18 protein-coding genes and 1 riboswitch are annotated in these 15,821 nt (G+C 52.3%); of the genes, 9 read left to right on the plus strand and 9 right to left on the minus strand.

The window, feature by feature from the left end:
* Window positions 1–17 precede the first annotated feature (17 nt).
* A complete protein-coding gene (gene yvcK, locus ACJHX7_RS00185; protein ID WP_032170980.1) occupies window positions 18–926 on the minus strand; it encodes a uridine diphosphate-N-acetylglucosamine-binding protein YvcK in 909 nt (302 codons plus the stop codon).
* 264 nt (window positions 927–1,190) lie between these two features.
* A riboswitch (molybdenum cofactor riboswitch) is annotated at window positions 1,191–1,335 on the plus strand.
* On the opposite strand from yvcK, the gene moaA reads away from it, so the two are divergent.
* From moaA to ACJHX7_RS00225, 8 genes are all read left to right on the plus strand, one after another.
* Window positions 1,323–2,312 (plus strand): GTP 3',8-cyclase MoaA, encoded by a 990-nt coding sequence (moaA, locus tag ACJHX7_RS00190; RefSeq protein WP_001295301.1) that lies wholly within the window; start codon window positions 1,323–1,325, stop codon window positions 2,310–2,312. (Overlaps the previous riboswitch by 13 nt.)
* Before the next feature lie 21 nt (window positions 2,313–2,333).
* Window positions 2,334–2,846 (plus strand): molybdenum cofactor biosynthesis protein B, encoded by a 513-nt coding sequence (moaB, locus tag ACJHX7_RS00195; RefSeq protein WP_094030351.1) that lies wholly within the window; start codon window positions 2,334–2,336, stop codon window positions 2,844–2,846.
* 2 nt (window positions 2,847–2,848) lie between these two features.
* A complete protein-coding gene (moaC, locus tag ACJHX7_RS00200; protein WP_000080885.1) occupies window positions 2,849–3,334 on the plus strand; it encodes a cyclic pyranopterin monophosphate synthase MoaC in 486 nt (161 codons plus the stop codon).
* Window positions 3,327–3,572, plus strand: coding sequence for a molybdopterin synthase sulfur carrier subunit (gene moaD / locus ACJHX7_RS00205; protein ID WP_000598612.1), 246 nt, complete (start codon window positions 3,327–3,329; stop codon window positions 3,570–3,572). The genes moaC and moaD overlap by 8 nt, the downstream gene beginning before the upstream one ends.
* A 1-nt stretch (window position 3,573) precedes the next feature.
* The gene (gene moaE, locus ACJHX7_RS00210) at window positions 3,574–4,026 is read left to right on the plus strand and encodes a molybdopterin synthase catalytic subunit MoaE (protein ID WP_000852273.1); all 453 of its coding nucleotides are present in this window, start codon (window positions 3,574–3,576) and stop codon (window positions 4,024–4,026) included.
* Window positions 4,027–4,162: 136 nt separating this feature from the next.
* The gene (locus ACJHX7_RS00215) at window positions 4,163–4,867 is read left to right on the plus strand and encodes a Bax inhibitor-1/YccA family protein (protein WP_001361291.1); all 705 of its coding nucleotides are present in this window, start codon (window positions 4,163–4,165) and stop codon (window positions 4,865–4,867) included.
* 144 nt (window positions 4,868–5,011) lie between these two features.
* Window positions 5,012–5,716, plus strand: coding sequence for a Bax inhibitor-1 family protein (locus ACJHX7_RS00220; protein ID WP_240090919.1), 705 nt, complete (start codon window positions 5,012–5,014; stop codon window positions 5,714–5,716).
* Window positions 5,717–5,784: 68 nt separating this feature from the next.
* On the plus strand, window positions 5,785–6,498 hold the full coding sequence (locus ACJHX7_RS00225; protein ID WP_094030353.1) for a Bax inhibitor-1/YccA family protein: 714 nt from the start codon (window positions 5,785–5,787) through the stop codon (window positions 6,496–6,498).
* Between the two features lie 35 nt (window positions 6,499–6,533).
* Here the strand turns inward: ACJHX7_RS00225 and ACJHX7_RS00230 are convergent, their stop codons facing one another.
* The 3 genes from ACJHX7_RS00230 to ACJHX7_RS00240 are packed head-to-tail and all read right to left on the minus strand — an operon-like array spanning window position 6,534 to window position 9,489.
* On the minus strand, window positions 6,534–7,490 hold the full coding sequence (locus tag ACJHX7_RS00230; protein WP_094030354.1) for a YbhN family protein: 957 nt from the start codon (window positions 7,488–7,490) through the stop codon (window positions 6,534–6,536).
* Complete coding sequence (gene clsB / locus ACJHX7_RS00235; protein WP_000650324.1) at window positions 7,490–8,731, minus strand: cardiolipin synthase ClsB; 1,242 nt, start codon at window positions 8,729–8,731, stop codon at window positions 7,490–7,492. The genes ACJHX7_RS00230 and clsB overlap by 1 nt, the downstream gene beginning before the upstream one ends.
* Window positions 8,728–9,489 (minus strand): endonuclease/exonuclease/phosphatase family protein, encoded by a 762-nt coding sequence (locus ACJHX7_RS00240; RefSeq protein WP_094030355.1) that lies wholly within the window; start codon window positions 9,487–9,489, stop codon window positions 8,728–8,730. Before ACJHX7_RS00240 ends, clsB begins: the two co-directional genes overlap by 4 nt.
* A gap of 132 nt (window positions 9,490–9,621) precedes the next feature.
* Between ACJHX7_RS00240 and ACJHX7_RS00245 the strand changes: the two genes are divergently transcribed.
* Entirely contained in the window at window positions 9,622–10,032 is a 411-nt protein-coding gene (locus ACJHX7_RS00245; RefSeq protein ID WP_000871982.1) for a YbhQ family protein, read from the plus strand.
* On the opposite strand, the gene ACJHX7_RS00250 is transcribed toward ACJHX7_RS00245, so the two are convergent.
* The 5 genes from ACJHX7_RS00250 to cecR are packed head-to-tail and all read right to left on the minus strand — an operon-like array spanning window position 9,994 to window position 15,635.
* Window positions 9,994–11,100: an ABC transporter permease gene (locus tag ACJHX7_RS00250; protein WP_000469026.1), complete on the minus strand. Its 1,107-nt coding sequence runs from the start codon at window positions 11,098–11,100 to the stop codon at window positions 9,994–9,996. The two genes, ACJHX7_RS00245 and ACJHX7_RS00250, sit on opposite strands and share 39 nt — an antisense overlap.
* A gap of 10 nt (window positions 11,101–11,110) precedes the next feature.
* Window positions 11,111–12,244, minus strand: coding sequence for an ABC transporter permease (locus ACJHX7_RS00255; RefSeq protein WP_000070117.1), 1,134 nt, complete (start codon window positions 12,242–12,244; stop codon window positions 11,111–11,113).
* On the minus strand, window positions 12,237–13,973 hold the full coding sequence (locus tag ACJHX7_RS00260; protein ID WP_001361293.1) for an ATP-binding cassette domain-containing protein: 1,737 nt from the start codon (window positions 13,971–13,973) through the stop codon (window positions 12,237–12,239). Before ACJHX7_RS00260 ends, ACJHX7_RS00255 begins: the two co-directional genes overlap by 8 nt.
* The gene (hlyD, locus tag ACJHX7_RS00265) at window positions 13,966–14,961 is read right to left on the minus strand and encodes a secretion protein HlyD (RefSeq protein ID WP_001361294.1); all 996 of its coding nucleotides are present in this window, start codon (window positions 14,959–14,961) and stop codon (window positions 13,966–13,968) included. Before hlyD ends, ACJHX7_RS00260 begins: the two co-directional genes overlap by 8 nt.
* Window positions 14,962–14,963: 2 nt before the next feature.
* Complete coding sequence (cecR, locus tag ACJHX7_RS00270; RefSeq protein ID WP_001526782.1) at window positions 14,964–15,635, minus strand: DNA-binding transcriptional regulator CecR; 672 nt, start codon at window positions 15,633–15,635, stop codon at window positions 14,964–14,966.
* Window positions 15,636–15,821: the final 186 nt, after the last annotated feature.

A 15,821-nucleotide genomic window follows, 5' to 3' on the forward strand; every position in this document is an offset into this window, starting at 1 on the left:
ATTCTTCCGGCTTCGTGTTAACCTAAAGCCTGTAATGCCTTTTCCAGCGCGTTATGTAACAACTGGCGGTCATGACGATAGGGGATATCGCTGGCCTCCAGTACTTCCTGAATCACAATTCTGTTGTTAACTGCGGATACATCAGCTTTCGGCCCAACAACTACCGCATCAATCACTTTTTTACCGACATACTGCTCCATAATTGCCAGCTTGCTTTCCAGCTTCAGATTAGCCGCAGGTAAACTTAACTCACGCCCCAGATTGCCGATATAGACCATCGGCGCTGGCGTGCGGCGTAATGCCTGTGCGATTTCCTTCAGCAGCAGAATTGGCATCAGGCTGGTATAAAAACTGCCAGGCCCAATAATGATGAGATCCGCTTCATTGATAGCGTGAACCGCCTCACGGGTTGCGGGTACATTAGGCGTTAACAATAACTCTTGAATCGGCGTAGTTAACTGGTCGATATTGACCTCGCCGTAAACTTCATGCCCCTGATCGTCAATCGCCATCAGATCAACAGGATGCTCCGACATCGGAATCAAATGTGCGTCCACTTTCAGCAGATTGCGAATCAGATTGATCGCTTCAAGAGGTCGCACGCTAAGGTGATCCAGTGCCTTCAGCATCAGGTTTCCAAGGTTGTGCCCGGAAAGTTCGCCATTACCGCCGAAACGATATTCAAACATTGCGGAAGCGACGCTGGGTTCAGTTATCAGCTGGTTGAGGCAGTTACGCATATCGCCCCAGGCAATACCGCCTTCTGAGCGGCGAATACGCCCCGTCGAGCCACCATTATCCGTGGTGGTGACGATACCCGTTAAACGAGAACCCAAAGACGAAAGTGATGAGAGAACGCGTCCCAGTCCATGCCCTCCGCCGAGAGCAACGACACGATCAAGGTCAGCCAGCGTACGATTGCGCATATAGTTTCCTGGAGTCAGATTATCCGCGCTACAGTAGCGCAAATTGCGGGGAAACAGCAATTAACCTGCCAATATTGAGGATACAAACTATTTTCTTCTACCTCTAAAGGACGATGTACGCTATGCCTTCCTGATGATGTATATCAAAGTAAAACCGCCATTTTCCCTTATTCTGTAGCGAAATAGCACGATCATGACGCTATATACATGATTACATAGCGAAAGTGTGGATGGTAAAAATCTCATTTACACGCTAGTATCGGCTTAACCACTAAACACTCTAGCCTCTGCACCTGGGTCAACTGATACGGTGCTTTGGCCGTGACAATGCTCGTAAAGATTGCCACCAGGGCGAAGGAAGAAATGACTTCGCCTCCCGTATCTGGAAAGGTGTACATGGCTTCACAACTGACTGATGCATTTGCGCGTAAGTTTTACTACTTGCGCCTGTCGATTACCGATGTGTGTAACTTTCGTTGCACCTACTGCCTGCCGGATGGCTACAAACCGAGCGGCGTCACCAATAAAGGCTTTCTTACCGTCGATGAAATTCGCCGGGTTACGCGCGCCTTCGCCAGTCTTGGCACCGAAAAAGTCCGTCTGACGGGCGGTGAGCCATCTTTACGCCGCGACTTTACCGATATCATCGCCGCTGTGCGGGAAAACGACGCTATCCGCCAGATTGCGGTCACCACCAATGGTTACCGTCTGGAACGCGATGTGGCGAACTGGCGCGATGCTGGACTTACTGGCATCAACGTCAGCGTTGATAGTCTGGACGCCCGCCAGTTTCATGCCATTACCGGGCAGGATAAATTCAACCAGGTCATGGCAGGAATCGATGCTGCATTTGAGGCCGGTTTTGAGAAGGTCAAAGTCAATACCGTGCTGATGCGTGATGTTAATCATCATCAGCTCGACACCTTTCTGAACTGGATCCAGCATCGCCCTATCCAGCTGCGTTTCATCGAATTGATGGAAACGGGCGAGGGCAGCGAGCTCTTCCGTAAGCATCACATCTCTGGTCAGGTTCTGCGTGACGAGCTACTGCGTCGCGGCTGGATCCACCAATTACGTCAACGCAGCGACGGTCCCGCGCAAGTCTTTTGTCATCCGGATTACGCCGGAGAGATTGGCCTTATCATGCCGTATGAAAAAGACTTCTGCGCCACTTGCAACCGCCTGCGCGTTTCCTCCATTGGTAAACTCCATCTCTGCCTGTTTGGTGAAGGCGGCGTTAACCTGCGCGATCTGCTGGAAGACGATACCCAGCAACAGGCGCTGGAAGCGCGTATTTCAGCGGCGCTGCGGGAGAAAAAACAGACCCATTTCCTGCATCAAAACAACACCGGTATTACGCAAAACTTATCGTACATTGGTGGCTAAAACGTCAAAAGGAGAGATCAGATGAGTCAGGTAAGCACTGAATTTATCCCGACCCGTATTGCTATTCTTACGGTTTCTAATCATCGCGGTGAAGAAGACGATACCTCCGGTCACTATCTGCGCGACTCGGCGCAAGAAGCGGGCCATCACGTTGTCGATAAAGCCATTGTGAAAGAAAACCGCTACGCTATTCGCGCTCAGGTATCTGCGTGGATCGCCAGCGACGATGTACAAGTGGTGTTGATTACGGGTGGTACTGGCCTGACGGAAGGAGATCAGGCTCCCGAAGCGTTGCTGCCGTTGTTCGACCGTGAAGTTGAAGGTTTTGGTGAAGTGTTCCGGATGTTGTCGTTCGAAGAGATTGGCACTTCCACGTTGCAATCTCGTGCGGTAGCGGGCGTCGCTAACAAAACGCTGATTTTCGCCATGCCGGGTTCGACCAAAGCGTGCCGTACCGCATGGGAAAATATCATTGCGCCGCAGCTGGATGCCCGTACGCGTCCGTGTAATTTCCATCCACATTTGAAGAAATAAGTATGTCGCAACTGACCCATATCAACGCCGCTGGCGAAGCGCACATGGTGGATGTCTCCGCCAAAGCGGAAACCGTGCGTGAAGCGCGCGCCGAAGCCTTTGTCACCATGCGCAGCGAGACGCTGGCGATGATTATTGATGGTCGCCACCACAAAGGCGACGTATTTGCCACTGCGCGTATTGCCGGTATTCAGGCGGCAAAACGCACCTGGGATCTGATCCCGCTGTGTCACCCGCTGATGCTCAGCAAAGTTGAAGTCAATTTACAGGCTGAGCCGGAGCACAATCGGGTACGTATAGAAACCTTATGCCGCCTGACCGGGAAAACCGGTGTCGAAATGGAAGCATTAACCGCGGCCTCCGTGGCGGCGCTGACCATTTATGACATGTGCAAAGCGGTGCAAAAAGATATGGTGATTGGTCCGGTACGTTTGCTGGCAAAGAGCGGCGGCAAATCAGGTGACTTTAAGGTGGAAGCGGATGATTAAAGTTCTTTTTTTCGCCCAGGTGCGCGAGTTGGTAGGAACAGATGCAACCGAAGTAGCTGCGGATTTCCCAACCGTTGAAGCGTTACGCCAACATCTGGCTGCGCAGAGCGATCGCTGGGCGCTGGCGCTGGAAGATGGCAAATTGCTGGCTGCTGTCAACCAGACGCTGGTGAGTTTTGACCATCCGCTGACTGACGGCGACGAAGTGGCTTTCTTCCCGCCGGTAACCGGAGGTTAAGATGGCAGAAACCAAAATTGTTATCGGCCCGCAGCCGTTCAGCGTAGGAGAAGAGTATCCGTGGCTGGCGGAGCGTGATGAAGACGGTGCGGTAGTCACCTTTACCGGTAAGGTGCGCAACCATAACCTTGGCGACAGCGTCAAAGCATTAACCCTCGAACACTATCCGGGGATGACTGAAAAAGCACTGGCAGAAATTGTCGATGAAGCGCGTAACCGCTGGCCGCTGGGGCGCGTCACGGTGATTCACCGCATCGGGGAATTATGGCCGGGCGATGAAATCGTTTTTGTCGGTGTCACCAGTGCGCATCGCAGCAGTGCGTTTGAAGCCGGGCAGTTTATTATGGATTATCTCAAAACCCGCGCACCGTTCTGGAAGCGCGAAGCCACGCCGGAAGGCGACCGCTGGGTCGAAGCTCGGGAGAGCGATCAGCAGGCGGCAAAACGCTGGTAGTTTTTTGTTAGCCGGATAAGGCACCGCTGCGTCCGGCAATTTCACCGCTCAGTATATGCGTTTACGCTGCGTCGATGCACAGCCTCATCATTTTGCAGTATTCTTAAGATATTCCTTATATCTTCAGGAGATCGTCATGGACAGATTCCCACGTTCTGATTCAATCGTACAAACCCGAACTGGCCTGCAAACCTATATGGCACAGGTCTATGGCTGGATGACAGTAGGCTTGCTGCTTACTGCGTTTGTTGCCTGGTATGCGGCTAATTCCGCGGCCGTTATGGAGCTATTATTCACCAACCGCATCTTTTTAATTGGTCTGGTAATAGCACAATTAGCTCTGGTTATTGTGTTATCAGCGATGATTCAAAAGCTGAGCGCAGGTGTAACGACGATGCTCTTTATGCTTTATTCGGCGCTGACGGGTCTTACGCTTTCCAGTATTTTCATTGTCTATACCGCTGCTTCTATCGCCAGTACTTTCGTCGTTACTGCCGGGATGTTCGGCGCAATGAGCCTGTACGGTTACACCACGAAGCGCGATCTAAGTGGTTTCGGCAATATGCTGTTTATGGCGTTGATCGGCATTGTGCTGGCATCGCTGGTCAACTTCTGGCTGAAAAGCGAAGCGTTGATGTGGGCAGTCACCTACATCGGCGTGATTGTCTTTGTCGGATTGACAGCGTATGACACCCAGAAACTGAAAAATATGGGTGAGCAGATTGATACCCGCGACACGTCGAACCTGCGCAAATATTCCATTCTTGGCGCGTTGACCTTGTATCTGGACTTCATCAACCTGTTCCTGATGTTGCTGCGGATCTTCGGCAACCGCCGTTAATTCTTTTTTCACCATCAATATCCCGGCCTGGTGCCGGGATTTTTTCGGATTATATAAAGGCTGTTTCGCTCATTTACATGAGAACTGAATTGCCGCAAATGCCAGACTATGTCCACTGCATAATTTCAGGGACAGATAACGCATTTGAACAGACGATCCTCTGCTACTCAATTACAGCAAAAAAGCGCTTTGCTCAGCAAAATGTTGCCCCTCATTTGGTGGTTAACAGCTGCTGGAGTATGGGCTACGGCAGGCACAGCCTGGATACTGCAGCACATGCATTGGGTTGCTTCACTAGAGTCTCCAGGCGCGTTTGTCTTCGCTTTGTCTGCGCTGATAATAATTGGTTTCTGGTTAAACAATGCGCTGAAAAGGCTCAAGGCATTAGGCGCATGTCTGGTCTATCTGCTATTAATCTTGCTTATTGGCTTTCTCTTCGCCAGCCTTTTTACCTTTTCGAGCATAGCGACGGTAATGGGAATTACGGGAGGGATGTTTGCCACAATGGCGCTGATTTGCTGTTGTATTAATAGGGCTATCCCGCCAGTCAGACAGTTATGTTTATATATCTTCTGTGGTTTGAGTATTGCTTTTGTTGTTAACCTGATTCTCACCAGCAGTTTTTCCGTGTGGTTAGCGAGTATTTTGACTGTCGTTATCTGGGGCGTTACGGCTGCCTGTGAAGCAACAACACTGGAAGATTTGATTCGTGTTGCCGACTTTTCTGACATTACGGGTTTTCTTCGCTGTACCATTCCTGGAGCAATAACTCTCTATTTCAGTATTCTAACTGTGCTTTTTAGGATTGCTGTAACGCTTCTTGATTTTATTAATGGGTTAGTGTGGTAGTGCATATTGATGAATTTTTTGCGCTAATGGAAATAGATGTCGATATTTGACTTAAGGATAGAACAATAATGAAGTCGCGGTCGTTAAATAACATAACTAATAAGTTCCAGCACGAAGCCAGAATATTAAACGCCATATGGCTCATTACCGCTTTGGGGGTGACAGCAACCGCAGGCCTGGCATGGATAGCTAAGTATCTCGATATCACGGCAACAAAATATGATTCACCGCAAATGTATGTCGCCATAGGATTATTATTACTTTGTATGTATGGTTTAAGTAAGGATATCAACAAGATAAATGCCGCCATCGCAGGCCTAATATATCTGTTTTTACTCTCTTTGGTGGCGATTGTCGTTGCAAGTTTAGTTCCTGTGCCTGCCATTATCGTCGTGTTCAGCACTGCGGGATCGATGTTTTTAATCAGTATGCTGGCAGGTCTATTGTTTAAATTTGATCCTGGTTCTCACCGTTTTATCATTATGATGACGTTGACAGGGTTGGCCCTGGTAATCATCGTGAATGCCACATTAATGAGTGAACGACCCATTTGGGTAATAAGTTGCTTAATGATTGTCTTATGGTCAGGCATTATCTCGCATGGACGAAATAAGCTCCTTGAACTGGCAGGAAAATGCCATAGTGAAGAATTATGGAGTCCGGTTCGTTGTGCTTTTATAGGTGCATTAACACTCTATTACTATTTTATCGGCTTCTTTGGGATTCTTGCAGCAATAGCGATAACGCTTGTCTGGCAAAGGCATACGCGGTTTTTTCATTAGCCGTAAATGCACATACTAAAGAACTTAACTAAACTTCACATCGCCGCTTCATTTTTCGCCCGCAGCTTCTTCGCCTGGCTTTCCAGTACCAGATAGCAAACCAGCGCCAGCAGCAGCGGGATAAAGTAATACAGCACACGGTAAGCGAGTAGGGCGGCGATAATTGTGCCCTTGGATGTATGCTCCCCAGCCAGTAGTGCGATAAACACCGCTTCCAGCACACCAATCCCCGCTGGAATATGCACGATGACGCCAGCAATACTACTAACCAGTAACACGCCCAGTACAAAGAAATAGTTCACGCTTTGACCAAGTAACAGCCAGATAATCGCCCCCATTACCATCCAGTTAACGCTGGAAATCAGCATCTGGGCGAGGGCGAATTTCCACGAAGGCAGCACCAGCTTTTGCCCTTTGATGGTTATATGGCGGTGCTTCGCGAAAGCGCAAAACCACAAATAAACCGCGATAATCATCAGTAAGCCAATACCGAGAATACGCAGCGTAGTTTGATCGACATACCAGTGATCCGGCAACTCCACCACGCCTGCGGTAAAGATAACCCCGGCCAGCAAAATATAGCCTAGCCAGTTGGTGGTAATACTGAGCGAAAAAATCCGCGTAATAGTGCTGCCCGGTAACCCCAGTCGGGAGTACAAACGATAGCGCATACCAATGCCGCCGACCCAGGTACTGAGTGTCAGGTTGAAGGCGTAGCAGATAAACGACACCAGCATCACCTGGCGCTTCGCCAGTTTGTGACCGCAGTAGAAACGGGCGAGCAGGTCGTAGCAACCGTAAATCAGATAACTGACGACCACCAGCCCGACCGCACTAAGCAGCGCAACGCGATTGTAGTCGCGGATGACCTTCCAGACCTCTTCCCAGTCCACTTTTTTGGCGTAGACCACCAGCAACACAATCACCGCGATAAAAAACAGCCAGGTGAGGAGTTTCTTTGCTAAGCGCCAGCGTGGGTGTGATTTACTCATCAGGGTTTTACCCCCGTGTTTTCAGTTTCTACCCGATCCTGCGTTTCCATTGTCGGTTGTGCGGGGGGATCAACCTGCGCCAGACGTGGCGTGTGCGCCGGAAGCCAGCCCACCAGCGCCGGGAAGTGGCGTAGAAAGTGGAACGCCAGCACGCTTTTAGTCAGGTTCCACCAGGTGCGTTTCGGCAGCATGGTCTCATCGACCTGCTGACAATCTGCGGCGATAATGCCGTTCAGATTATCGCGCAGCGTCTGGTTAAAATGACGATCGTGGATGATGACATTTGCTTCGAGATTCAGTGACAAACTGAGCGGATCGAGATTACTGGACCCTACTGTCGCCCAGTGATCGTCCATCAATGCCACTTTGCCGTGGAGCGGGCGGCGGCGGTACTCAAACACCTGAACGCCGCCTTTAACCAGATAGTTATACAGCAAACGCGCGCCGACTCTGACAATCGGCATATCCGGTTCGCCCTGAATGATCAGTTTGATCCGCACCCCGCGCCGTGCCGCTTTACGCAAGGCGTGTAAAAATCGATAGCCGGGGAAGAAGTAGGCGTTGGCGATAATCACTTCTCGCCGCGCCTGAGTGAGCATTTTCAGATAGTGACGTTCGATATCATCGCGATGTTCTTCGTTATCGCGCCAGACCAGCAATACCTGCGCTTCTCCCGGCTGGCGGTTCTCTTCCGCTTTATGATGACGTCGCCACCAGCGTCGCGCCGCGCTCTGTCCTGGCAGATTTTCCAGTTCAAACTGGAGGATATCTTCAACAATCGGCCCTTCAAGGCGCACCGCGTAATCCTGTTTGGCCTCTGGACCGTAGCTGGACATATGCTCGGCGGAGTAATTCAGCCCGCCAATAAAGGCGATAAGCGCGTCGATCACCACAATTTTGCGATGCATCCGGCGAAACACATTGGTGCGCATACCAAAAAGGCGCGGGCGGGGATCGTAGTAGCGAAATACCACGCCAGCTGCCGTCAGTTCATTGACAAACTCATCGCTGAGATCCGGCGAACCGTAGCCATCCAGCAAGACTTCCGCTTTTACCCCGCGTTGCGCTGCTGCCAGTAGTGCCGCATGCAGCTGTTTGCCGACATCATCCTCAAACCAGATAAACGTTTCAAGAATGATGCGTTCTTGTGCCTCGCCAATCGCCTTAAACACCGCGGGATAATATTGCTCGCCGTTTTCCAGCAACTGGATCTTATTACCTTCGCGCCAGCTACATTTCATAAATGAATCTCCGCACTTAAAGGGGCATGATCAGAAAGGTGTCGCCATGTCCGCAGCGGCAACGCGGTTGGCGCGCTGGTGCTGGCATTTTTGACGTAGATCCTGTCCAGTCGTAGCAGAGGAAATTGCACCGGAAACGTGCGCGCCGGGTGTCCGTGGGCGCGGGTAAAAATCTCATCCAGTCCGGCCTGCACTTTTAACGGATGATTAGCTTTTTGCCGCCAGTCATTGAAATCACCCGCCACCAATACCGGTTCGCCGTCCGGTAGCTCATTCACCCATTCGGCGAGCATCGCAAGCTGCGCCTGACGGTGCGCCTCACGCAGGCCCAAATGTACGCACATTACATGAATCGCTTTTCCGGTCATCGGCGGCACAATGCGGCAGTAGAGCACGCCGCGCTTTTCCGCACCATCGACCGAAACATCACAATTCTCATAATGTTCAATGGGATAACGTGAAAGAACCGCATTACCGTGATGTCCTTCCGGGTATACGGCATTGCGACCGTAGGCGAAATCGCTCCACATGGTGTCGGCGAGAAACTCGTAGTGCGAGGTATCGGGCCAGTTTTCCACATGCAGCGGATGAACTTCGTGCGCGCCCATCACTTCCTGCAGGCAAACAATATCGGCACTGACGGTACGCACGGCGTCGCGAAGTTCCGGCAAAATGAAGCGTCGGTTAAACGCGGTAAAGCCTTTGTGAATATTGATGGTGAGCACCTTGAACGAAAATTGTTGTGTTTGATCGGGCATAATTTTCCTGTCTTTGCCTCTTATCTCATTGAAATAGTGTAGTCGGCGTCACAAAAAGGTGCGGTCTTACGGAATTTTCCGTAAAGTTCGGTACTCTGAATAAGTAGAGATAAATTCTTCAGGAGAGAAGCCATGAAGTGGCAACAACGTGTTCGTGTCGCAACTGGCCTAAGTTGCTGGCAGATTATGTTGCATTTACTGGTAGTGGCGCTGCTGGTGGTGGGCTGGATGAGTAAGACTCTGGTTCACGTCGGCGTGGGATTATGCGCACTGTATTGTGTCACGGTAGTGATGATGCTGGTGTTTCAGCGCCACCCCGAGCAACGCTGGCGTGAGGTGGCAGACGTGCTGGAAGAGCTGACCACGACCTGGTATTTTGGCGCAGCGCTGATTGTGCTGTGGCTGTTGTCCCGCGTACTGGAAAACAACTTTTTGCTGGCAATTGCAGGGCTGGCAATCCTTGCCGGCCCGGCGGTAGTGTCTTTGCTGGCGAAAGATAAGAAGTTACATCACCTTACGTCTAAACATCGCGTACGCCGCTGACCCTGTCGTGGCCGTTATCACCAGTAGCGGCCACAAACTATTCCACACAATATCCAGACTCGCATCCTTCAAATAAATCTGCTTGGTAATGTCCGTAAAGTGGCGAATAGGGTTAATCCACGTCAGATTTTGCAGCCACACTGGCATGTTTTCCACCGGCGAAACGTAACCGGAAAGGAGAATGGCGGGCATCATAAAGACAAACACGCCGATAAACGCCTGCTGTTGTGTCGAGCAGAGTGATGAAATCAACAGACCGAAGCCTACCAGCGATAAACCGTAAATCACCATCGTAAAGTAGAACAGCGCCAGCGATCCGGCGAAGGGGATTTGATACGCCCAGATACCAATCGCCAGCACAATGGTGGCCTGGAAGGTGGCGACAATTAATGCCGGTACGGCCTTGCCGATGAATATCTGCCAGGTGGTGAGCGGCGAAACCAGTAACTGATCGAGCGTACCTTGTTCACGTTCGCGGGCGACGGAAAGTGAAGTGACGATCATTACGCCGATAGTGGTGATCATGGCGATCAGCGACGGCACCACAAACCATTTGTAGTCGAGATTCGGGTTATACCAGTTGCGTACCACCAGCTCGCTGTTGTTGGGTTTCGGTTTTCCTTCCAGCAGCTCCAGCTGATAATTTTTGACGATCTGTTGCAGGTAGTTGGCGGCAATTTGCGCACTGTTGGAGTTGCGCCCGTCGAGGATCAACTGCAACGGCGCGGTCTGGAAGGTATCCAGTTTGCGCGAGAAGTCAGCCGGGAAACGCACCAGGAGTAATGCCTTTTGTGTGTCGATGGTTGGGCGGATCTCCTGCGGGCTTTTCAGCAGCAGCACATGGGTAAAGGCGCTGGCGCGGGCAAAACGTTGAGTAAGTTCTACCGAGTGTTCGCCGTTATCTTCATCGTAGATGGCGATGGTGGCGTTGGTCACTTCCAGCGTGGCGGCGAACGGGAACAGGATCACCTGAATCAGCACGGGTAAAATCAGAATTGCGCGGGTTTGCGGTTCGCGCAGCAGCGACTGCAACTCTTTGCGGATTAACGTCCATAAGCGATGAAACATGCTCTTCTCCCTAATCCAGCCGACGTTTGGTTTTCAGCCACGTCAGGCCGATAAACATCACCGCCGAAGCGATCAAAAACAGCACGTTCACCACCAGTACCACCGGAATATTTCCGGCGAGGAACAGGCTTTGCAGGGTGCTGACGAAATAACGTGCGGGAATAATGTACGTCACCGCGCGGATCACCGCGGGCATACTGTCTATCTGAAATATAAAGCCGGAAAGCATAATCGACGGCAGAAAAGCCGCGTTCAGAGCGACCTGAGCGGCATTGAACTGGTTGCGGGTAATCGTCGAAATCAGTAGCCCCATCCCCAGGGTACTGAGTAAAAACAGGCTGGAGATAAAAAACAGAATCAGCAGCGACCCGCGATACGGCACGCCGAGAATAAACACCGACACCAGCATACACAGCAACATCGCCAGCATCCCGAGAAAGTAATAAGGGATCAGCTTACACAGCAGCAGTTCCGTGCGGGTAATCTCTGTAGAGAGTAACGCCTCCATGGTGCCGCGTTCCCATTCTCGCGCCACCACCAGCGAGGTGAGGATCGCGCCGATGACCGTCATGATAATGGTCACCGCACCGGGGATAATAAAGTGCTGGCTTATCGCCGCCGGGTTAAACCAGTAGCGGGTTTGTACATCAATAAGCGGTTCAAAAGTCTGCCCGTTATCCTCCGCGCGCTGCATTTGCCAGATCTGCCAGATCCCTTCGACATACCCCTGCACAAAGTTAGCGGTATTCGGCTCACTGCCGTCGGTGATCACCTGAATCGGTGCAATGGCGTTGGCGCGCTCCATCTGTTCGGCGAAATCCACCGGAATAACCACCAGACCGCGAATTTTCCCCGCCTGCATTTTGGCGATCAGTTCCTGACGGTTATCGCTGATGGTGGCGTCGATGTAGGGCGAACCGGTCATGGTGTGGGTGAAATCCAGCGCCGCTTCGCTACGCTGTTCCAGTAAAATCCCGACGCGCAGCTTGCTGGAGTCGAGGTTAATGCCGTAGCCAAAAATAAACAGCAGCAGCAGAGGGATCACTACCGCAATCAGCCAGCTACTCGGATCGCGAACGATCTGCCGCGTCTCTTTGACGCACAGCGCCCGCACGCGACGCCAGGACAGGATCGGATTACTCATTGCCATGCTCCTTATCCCAGTCGTGGATCAACTGAATAAAGGCTTGCTCCATGGTGGGATCGGGTTGCTCATCGTTAGCCGACTGTGCTTTCAAATCGTCCGGCGTGCCGCTGGCAATCAGCTTCCCGCGATACACCAGGCCAATGCGGTCGCAATATTCCGCTTCATCCATAAAGTGGGTGGTAACCATCACCGTGACGCCTTTCTCTACCATGCTATTGATGTGCAGCCAGAATTCGCGGCGGGTGAGGGGATCAACGCCGGACGTCGGTTCGTCGAGAAACAGAATGTCCGGTTCATGCATCAGCGAGCAGGCCAGTGCCAGCCGCTGTTTAAAACCTAATGGCAGTTCATCGGTGGCGTGTGAGGCAATACTTTTCAGGCCAAATGCCTCGCTCATACGGGAGATTTTTTCGTTCTGCGCCCGACCGCGTAAGCCATACACACCAGAGAAAAAGCGTAAATTCTGTTCGACCGTCAGGTTGCCGTAGAGCGAAAATTTTTGCGCCATATAGCCGAGATGCTGGCGCGCTTTACCGGAACTCTCTTTCAGATCCATGCCCAGCACCAGCGCCTGACCAGAGGTCGGTACCAGCAAACCGCACATCATCTTAAAGGTGGTCGATTTACCCGCGCCGTTTGGCCCCAGCAAACCAAAGATTTCACCGCGTTTGACGGCAAAGTTGACGTGATCGGTGGCGGCAAAATCGCCAAATTTTTTGGTCAGTTCTTTCGCTTCGATCACCGTCTCACCGGGTGTGCCTTCTACCGTATGCAATATTGCACCCAGCGGCGATTCCGAGGTTCCGGCACCGCCCAGCAAATCAATAAACGCATCTTCAAAACGCGGCGTAGTTTCGTTGATGTTGATTTCCGGCATCCCGTCGGCATGGCGAATATCGTCTGGTGTGGCCTCTTTTTTGAGGATCAGGCGTACCGATTTCCCCTGAATCATGCCGTCGCTGACCTGCGGCAGTTTCAATGCCCGTTGCAACAGTTTGCGGTTGCCCTCGTGCGGGCTGGTCATCAGAAAGCTGCGTCCGGCCATAGTTTGAGTCAGGGCTTTTGGTTCCCCCTGATACAGCAACTCGCCTTCGTTCATCAGTAACACGTCACGGCACTGCTCGGCTTCGTCGAGATACGAGGTACTCCAGAGGATTAACATCCCTTCGCCCGCCAGCTCATGCACCATCTGCCACAGTTCGCGCCGTGAGATAGGGTCAACGCCGACGCCGGGTTCATCGAGCAGCAACACTTTCGGTTCGCCCACCAGGGTACAGGCCAGGCCGAGTTTTTGTTTCATCCCACCGGAGAGCTTGCCCGCCAGGCGTCCGGTAAACGGGCCAAGAGACGTAAACTCCAGCAGGCGAGCAAAAGTCTGCTTCCGTGCTTCACCGGTGACGCTGCGCAAATCCGCGTACAGATTGAGGTTCTCCATCACCGTCAGATCTTCATACAGGCCGAATTTCTGCGGCATATAGCCGAGCACGGCGTGCAGCGCAGCGTCATTTTTGATCGGATCAAAGCCAATCACCGTGGCACTGCCGCTGTCGGGTTTCAGTAATCCCGCCAGCATCCGCATCAGCGTGGTTTTGCCCGCACCGTCCGGCCCAACCAGCCCCGTCACATAACCGGCGTGAATGGTGCAGTCGAGCGGTGCGACGGCGGGCTTGTCCATGCCCGGAAAGCGTTTTTCCAGGCCGTTCAGCGTGATAACGGCATCATTCATGTCCTGCCTCGTCACCGAATTGCACCGTTACCGGCATTCCCTGGCGTAACGCATCATCGGCGTCGGTCACCACAATACGCAGACGATAGACGAGATCGGTACGCAGATCCGGTGTTTCGACGGTTTTCGGGGTAAATTCAGCAGTCGGCGAAACGAAACCAATCTGCCCGTGATACGGCTTGTCCGGGCGACCATCGGTATAAAGCAACACTTTGCGCCCCGGCTGGGCCTGGTCAAGATTACGTTCATCAACATAGGCGCGTACCCACACCGGACGCGTCAGCGAGACGGTAAATACCGTGCCACCTTCATTAAGCACCGTGCCGGGCTCTACCGCGCGCGTTAACAGCGTGCCATCAGACGGTGCTATCAACGTTGAGTCCTGCAAATTCAGCTCCGCCTGCGCCAGTTGCGCCTGTGCTTGTTCGAGGCTGGCTTTCGCCTGGGCGATGTCCTGTTCGCGGTTACCGGAACGGTACTGACGCAATTTATCCTGCGCTGATTTCAGCGTGGCCTGCGCCTGGTCGCGCGAGGAGCGGGCATTTTCCAGGTCATTTGCCGAAATGGTGCGGCTTTTCCACAGTCCTTGCTGGCGGTTATAGAAGTTCTGCGCATAGTCATAGGCAGCTTGCGCCTGTTTCACCGCTGCGGCGGCCTGAGCGATTTCTTCATCTCGATACCCGGCAAGCATCAGGTCATACTGCGCCTGAGCCACCGAAACGCCCGCTTTCGCCTGCATCAGGGCAATCTCATACGGCTTGTGATCCAGTTCGCCCAGCACCTGGCCCGCTTTGACCGCATCACCTTCGTCCACCGCCAGCGACTCAACGCGCCCCCCAACACGGAAACTAAGATTCACCGTACGAATATCCACGTTGCCATACAGCGTCAGGCCGTTATCCTGGCGGCTTTGATACCACCAGTAGCCTCCGGCAACCACGGCGGCAAGTACCACTACCGCCAGTCCGATCACGACAGGTTTTTTCATCACTACAAACTCCTTTGCGATAATCCTTGCAAAATCAGGTCGATATGACAGGTCACCGTCTGGTTAATCAGTTCGGTCTTTTCTTCATCGAACGCGGTCCAGCCGGTACGTAACAAAATGGTTTCTTTGCCAAGACGAAACGCCAGAATCTCACCAATCAACGCATGGGTATGAAGGATCATGCGGGTATCGCTAGCGTCGCAGCCGGTCCAGGCGGCAATCAGGCGTGTAAGGTGGCTGTGTAGCGGACTAATTACCTGTTCGTGCACCAGGTGATAGGCTGCCGTGGGAGAGAGCTGCTCACGGGAGATAAATTTGCTGAGGTTGACGGTGTCATCCTGGGTGAGCAGCTTAATCATGTTCTTGCAGGCGCGAAGGATCAGTTCGCGGATGGCAGCCCGATCCGGCTGTGGTTGTGCGAACAAGCGTTCGGCTTCTTCAGCGTGCGGACGGAACTGCTCGCCAATAAAATCGGCAATCCACTGGGCGCAGGCGAGATACAAATCTTCTTTCGAACCGAAGTAGTAGGTGATGGCAGCGATATTCTGCCCGGCCTGGGCGGCTATCTCGCGGGTGGTGGCGTTCATTCCATATTCACCAAACTGCGCCAGTGCGGCAGCAATCAGCTGTTTTTTCGCCTGTTCACCCTTGATTGTCATGGCAGGATTATTCATCGCACAGTCCATTCTTAATCAAATGATTGATTAAGATTATGACTCCATAGGGGAGTTGTCCAGTATGACCAGGAATTTTAGCAACGCCAGTCACAGGGATAATTTATGCGCTGCGTCACAAAAACTGCTACACTCCGCTCCCTCATGACATTGTGGTTTTTGTCATTTTCCTTTTCAGTATCTCCC

Origin of the sequence: Escherichia sp. WS1451 (genome assembly GCF_046487365.1) — a bacterium.
Classification (GTDB): domain Bacteria; phylum Pseudomonadota; class Gammaproteobacteria; order Enterobacterales; family Enterobacteriaceae; genus Escherichia; species Escherichia coli.

What these genes read in the sequence shown, in the direction of transcription:
- ACJHX7_RS00240 (WP_094030355.1), bottom strand. Translation starts at nt 9,489, where the DNA reads ATGCCCGATCAAACACAACAATTTTCGTTCAAGGTGCTCACCATCAAT.
- cecR (WP_001526782.1), bottom strand. Translation starts at nt 15,635, where the DNA reads ATGAATAATCCTGCCATGACAATCAAGGGTGAACAGGCGAAAAAACAG.
- clsB (WP_000650324.1), bottom strand. Translation starts at nt 8,731, where the DNA reads ATGAAATGTAGCTGGCGCGAAGGTAATAAGATCCAGTTGCTGGAAAAC.
- moaA (WP_001295301.1), top strand. Translation starts at nt 1,323, where the DNA reads ATGGCTTCACAACTGACTGATGCATTTGCGCGTAAGTTTTACTACTTG.
- ACJHX7_RS00230 (WP_094030354.1), bottom strand. Translation starts at nt 7,490, where the DNA reads ATGAGTAAATCACACCCACGCTGGCGCTTAGCAAAGAAACTCCTCACC.
- ACJHX7_RS00225 (WP_094030353.1), top strand. Translation starts at nt 5,785, where the DNA reads ATGAAGTCGCGGTCGTTAAATAACATAACTAATAAGTTCCAGCACGAA.
- ACJHX7_RS00245 (WP_000871982.1), top strand. Translation starts at nt 9,622, where the DNA reads ATGAAGTGGCAACAACGTGTTCGTGTCGCAACTGGCCTAAGTTGCTGG.
- moaC (WP_000080885.1), top strand. Translation starts at nt 2,849, where the DNA reads ATGTCGCAACTGACCCATATCAACGCCGCTGGCGAAGCGCACATGGTG.
- moaB (WP_094030351.1), top strand. Translation starts at nt 2,334, where the DNA reads ATGAGTCAGGTAAGCACTGAATTTATCCCGACCCGTATTGCTATTCTT.
- moaE (WP_000852273.1), top strand. Translation starts at nt 3,574, where the DNA reads ATGGCAGAAACCAAAATTGTTATCGGCCCGCAGCCGTTCAGCGTAGGA.
- yvcK (WP_032170980.1), bottom strand. Translation starts at nt 926, where the DNA reads ATGCGCAATCGTACGCTGGCTGACCTTGATCGTGTCGTTGCTCTCGGC.
- ACJHX7_RS00255 (WP_000070117.1), bottom strand. Translation starts at nt 12,244, where the DNA reads ATGAGTAATCCGATCCTGTCCTGGCGTCGCGTGCGGGCGCTGTGCGTC.
- ACJHX7_RS00215 (WP_001361291.1), top strand. Translation starts at nt 4,163, where the DNA reads ATGGACAGATTCCCACGTTCTGATTCAATCGTACAAACCCGAACTGGC.
- ACJHX7_RS00250 (WP_000469026.1), bottom strand. Translation starts at nt 11,100, where the DNA reads ATGTTTCATCGCTTATGGACGTTAATCCGCAAAGAGTTGCAGTCGCTG.
- ACJHX7_RS00260 (WP_001361293.1), bottom strand. Translation starts at nt 13,973, where the DNA reads ATGAATGATGCCGTTATCACGCTGAACGGCCTGGAAAAACGCTTTCCG.
- moaD (WP_000598612.1), top strand. Translation starts at nt 3,327, where the DNA reads ATGATTAAAGTTCTTTTTTTCGCCCAGGTGCGCGAGTTGGTAGGAACA.
- hlyD (WP_001361294.1), bottom strand. Translation starts at nt 14,961, where the DNA reads ATGAAAAAACCTGTCGTGATCGGACTGGCGGTAGTGGTACTTGCCGCC.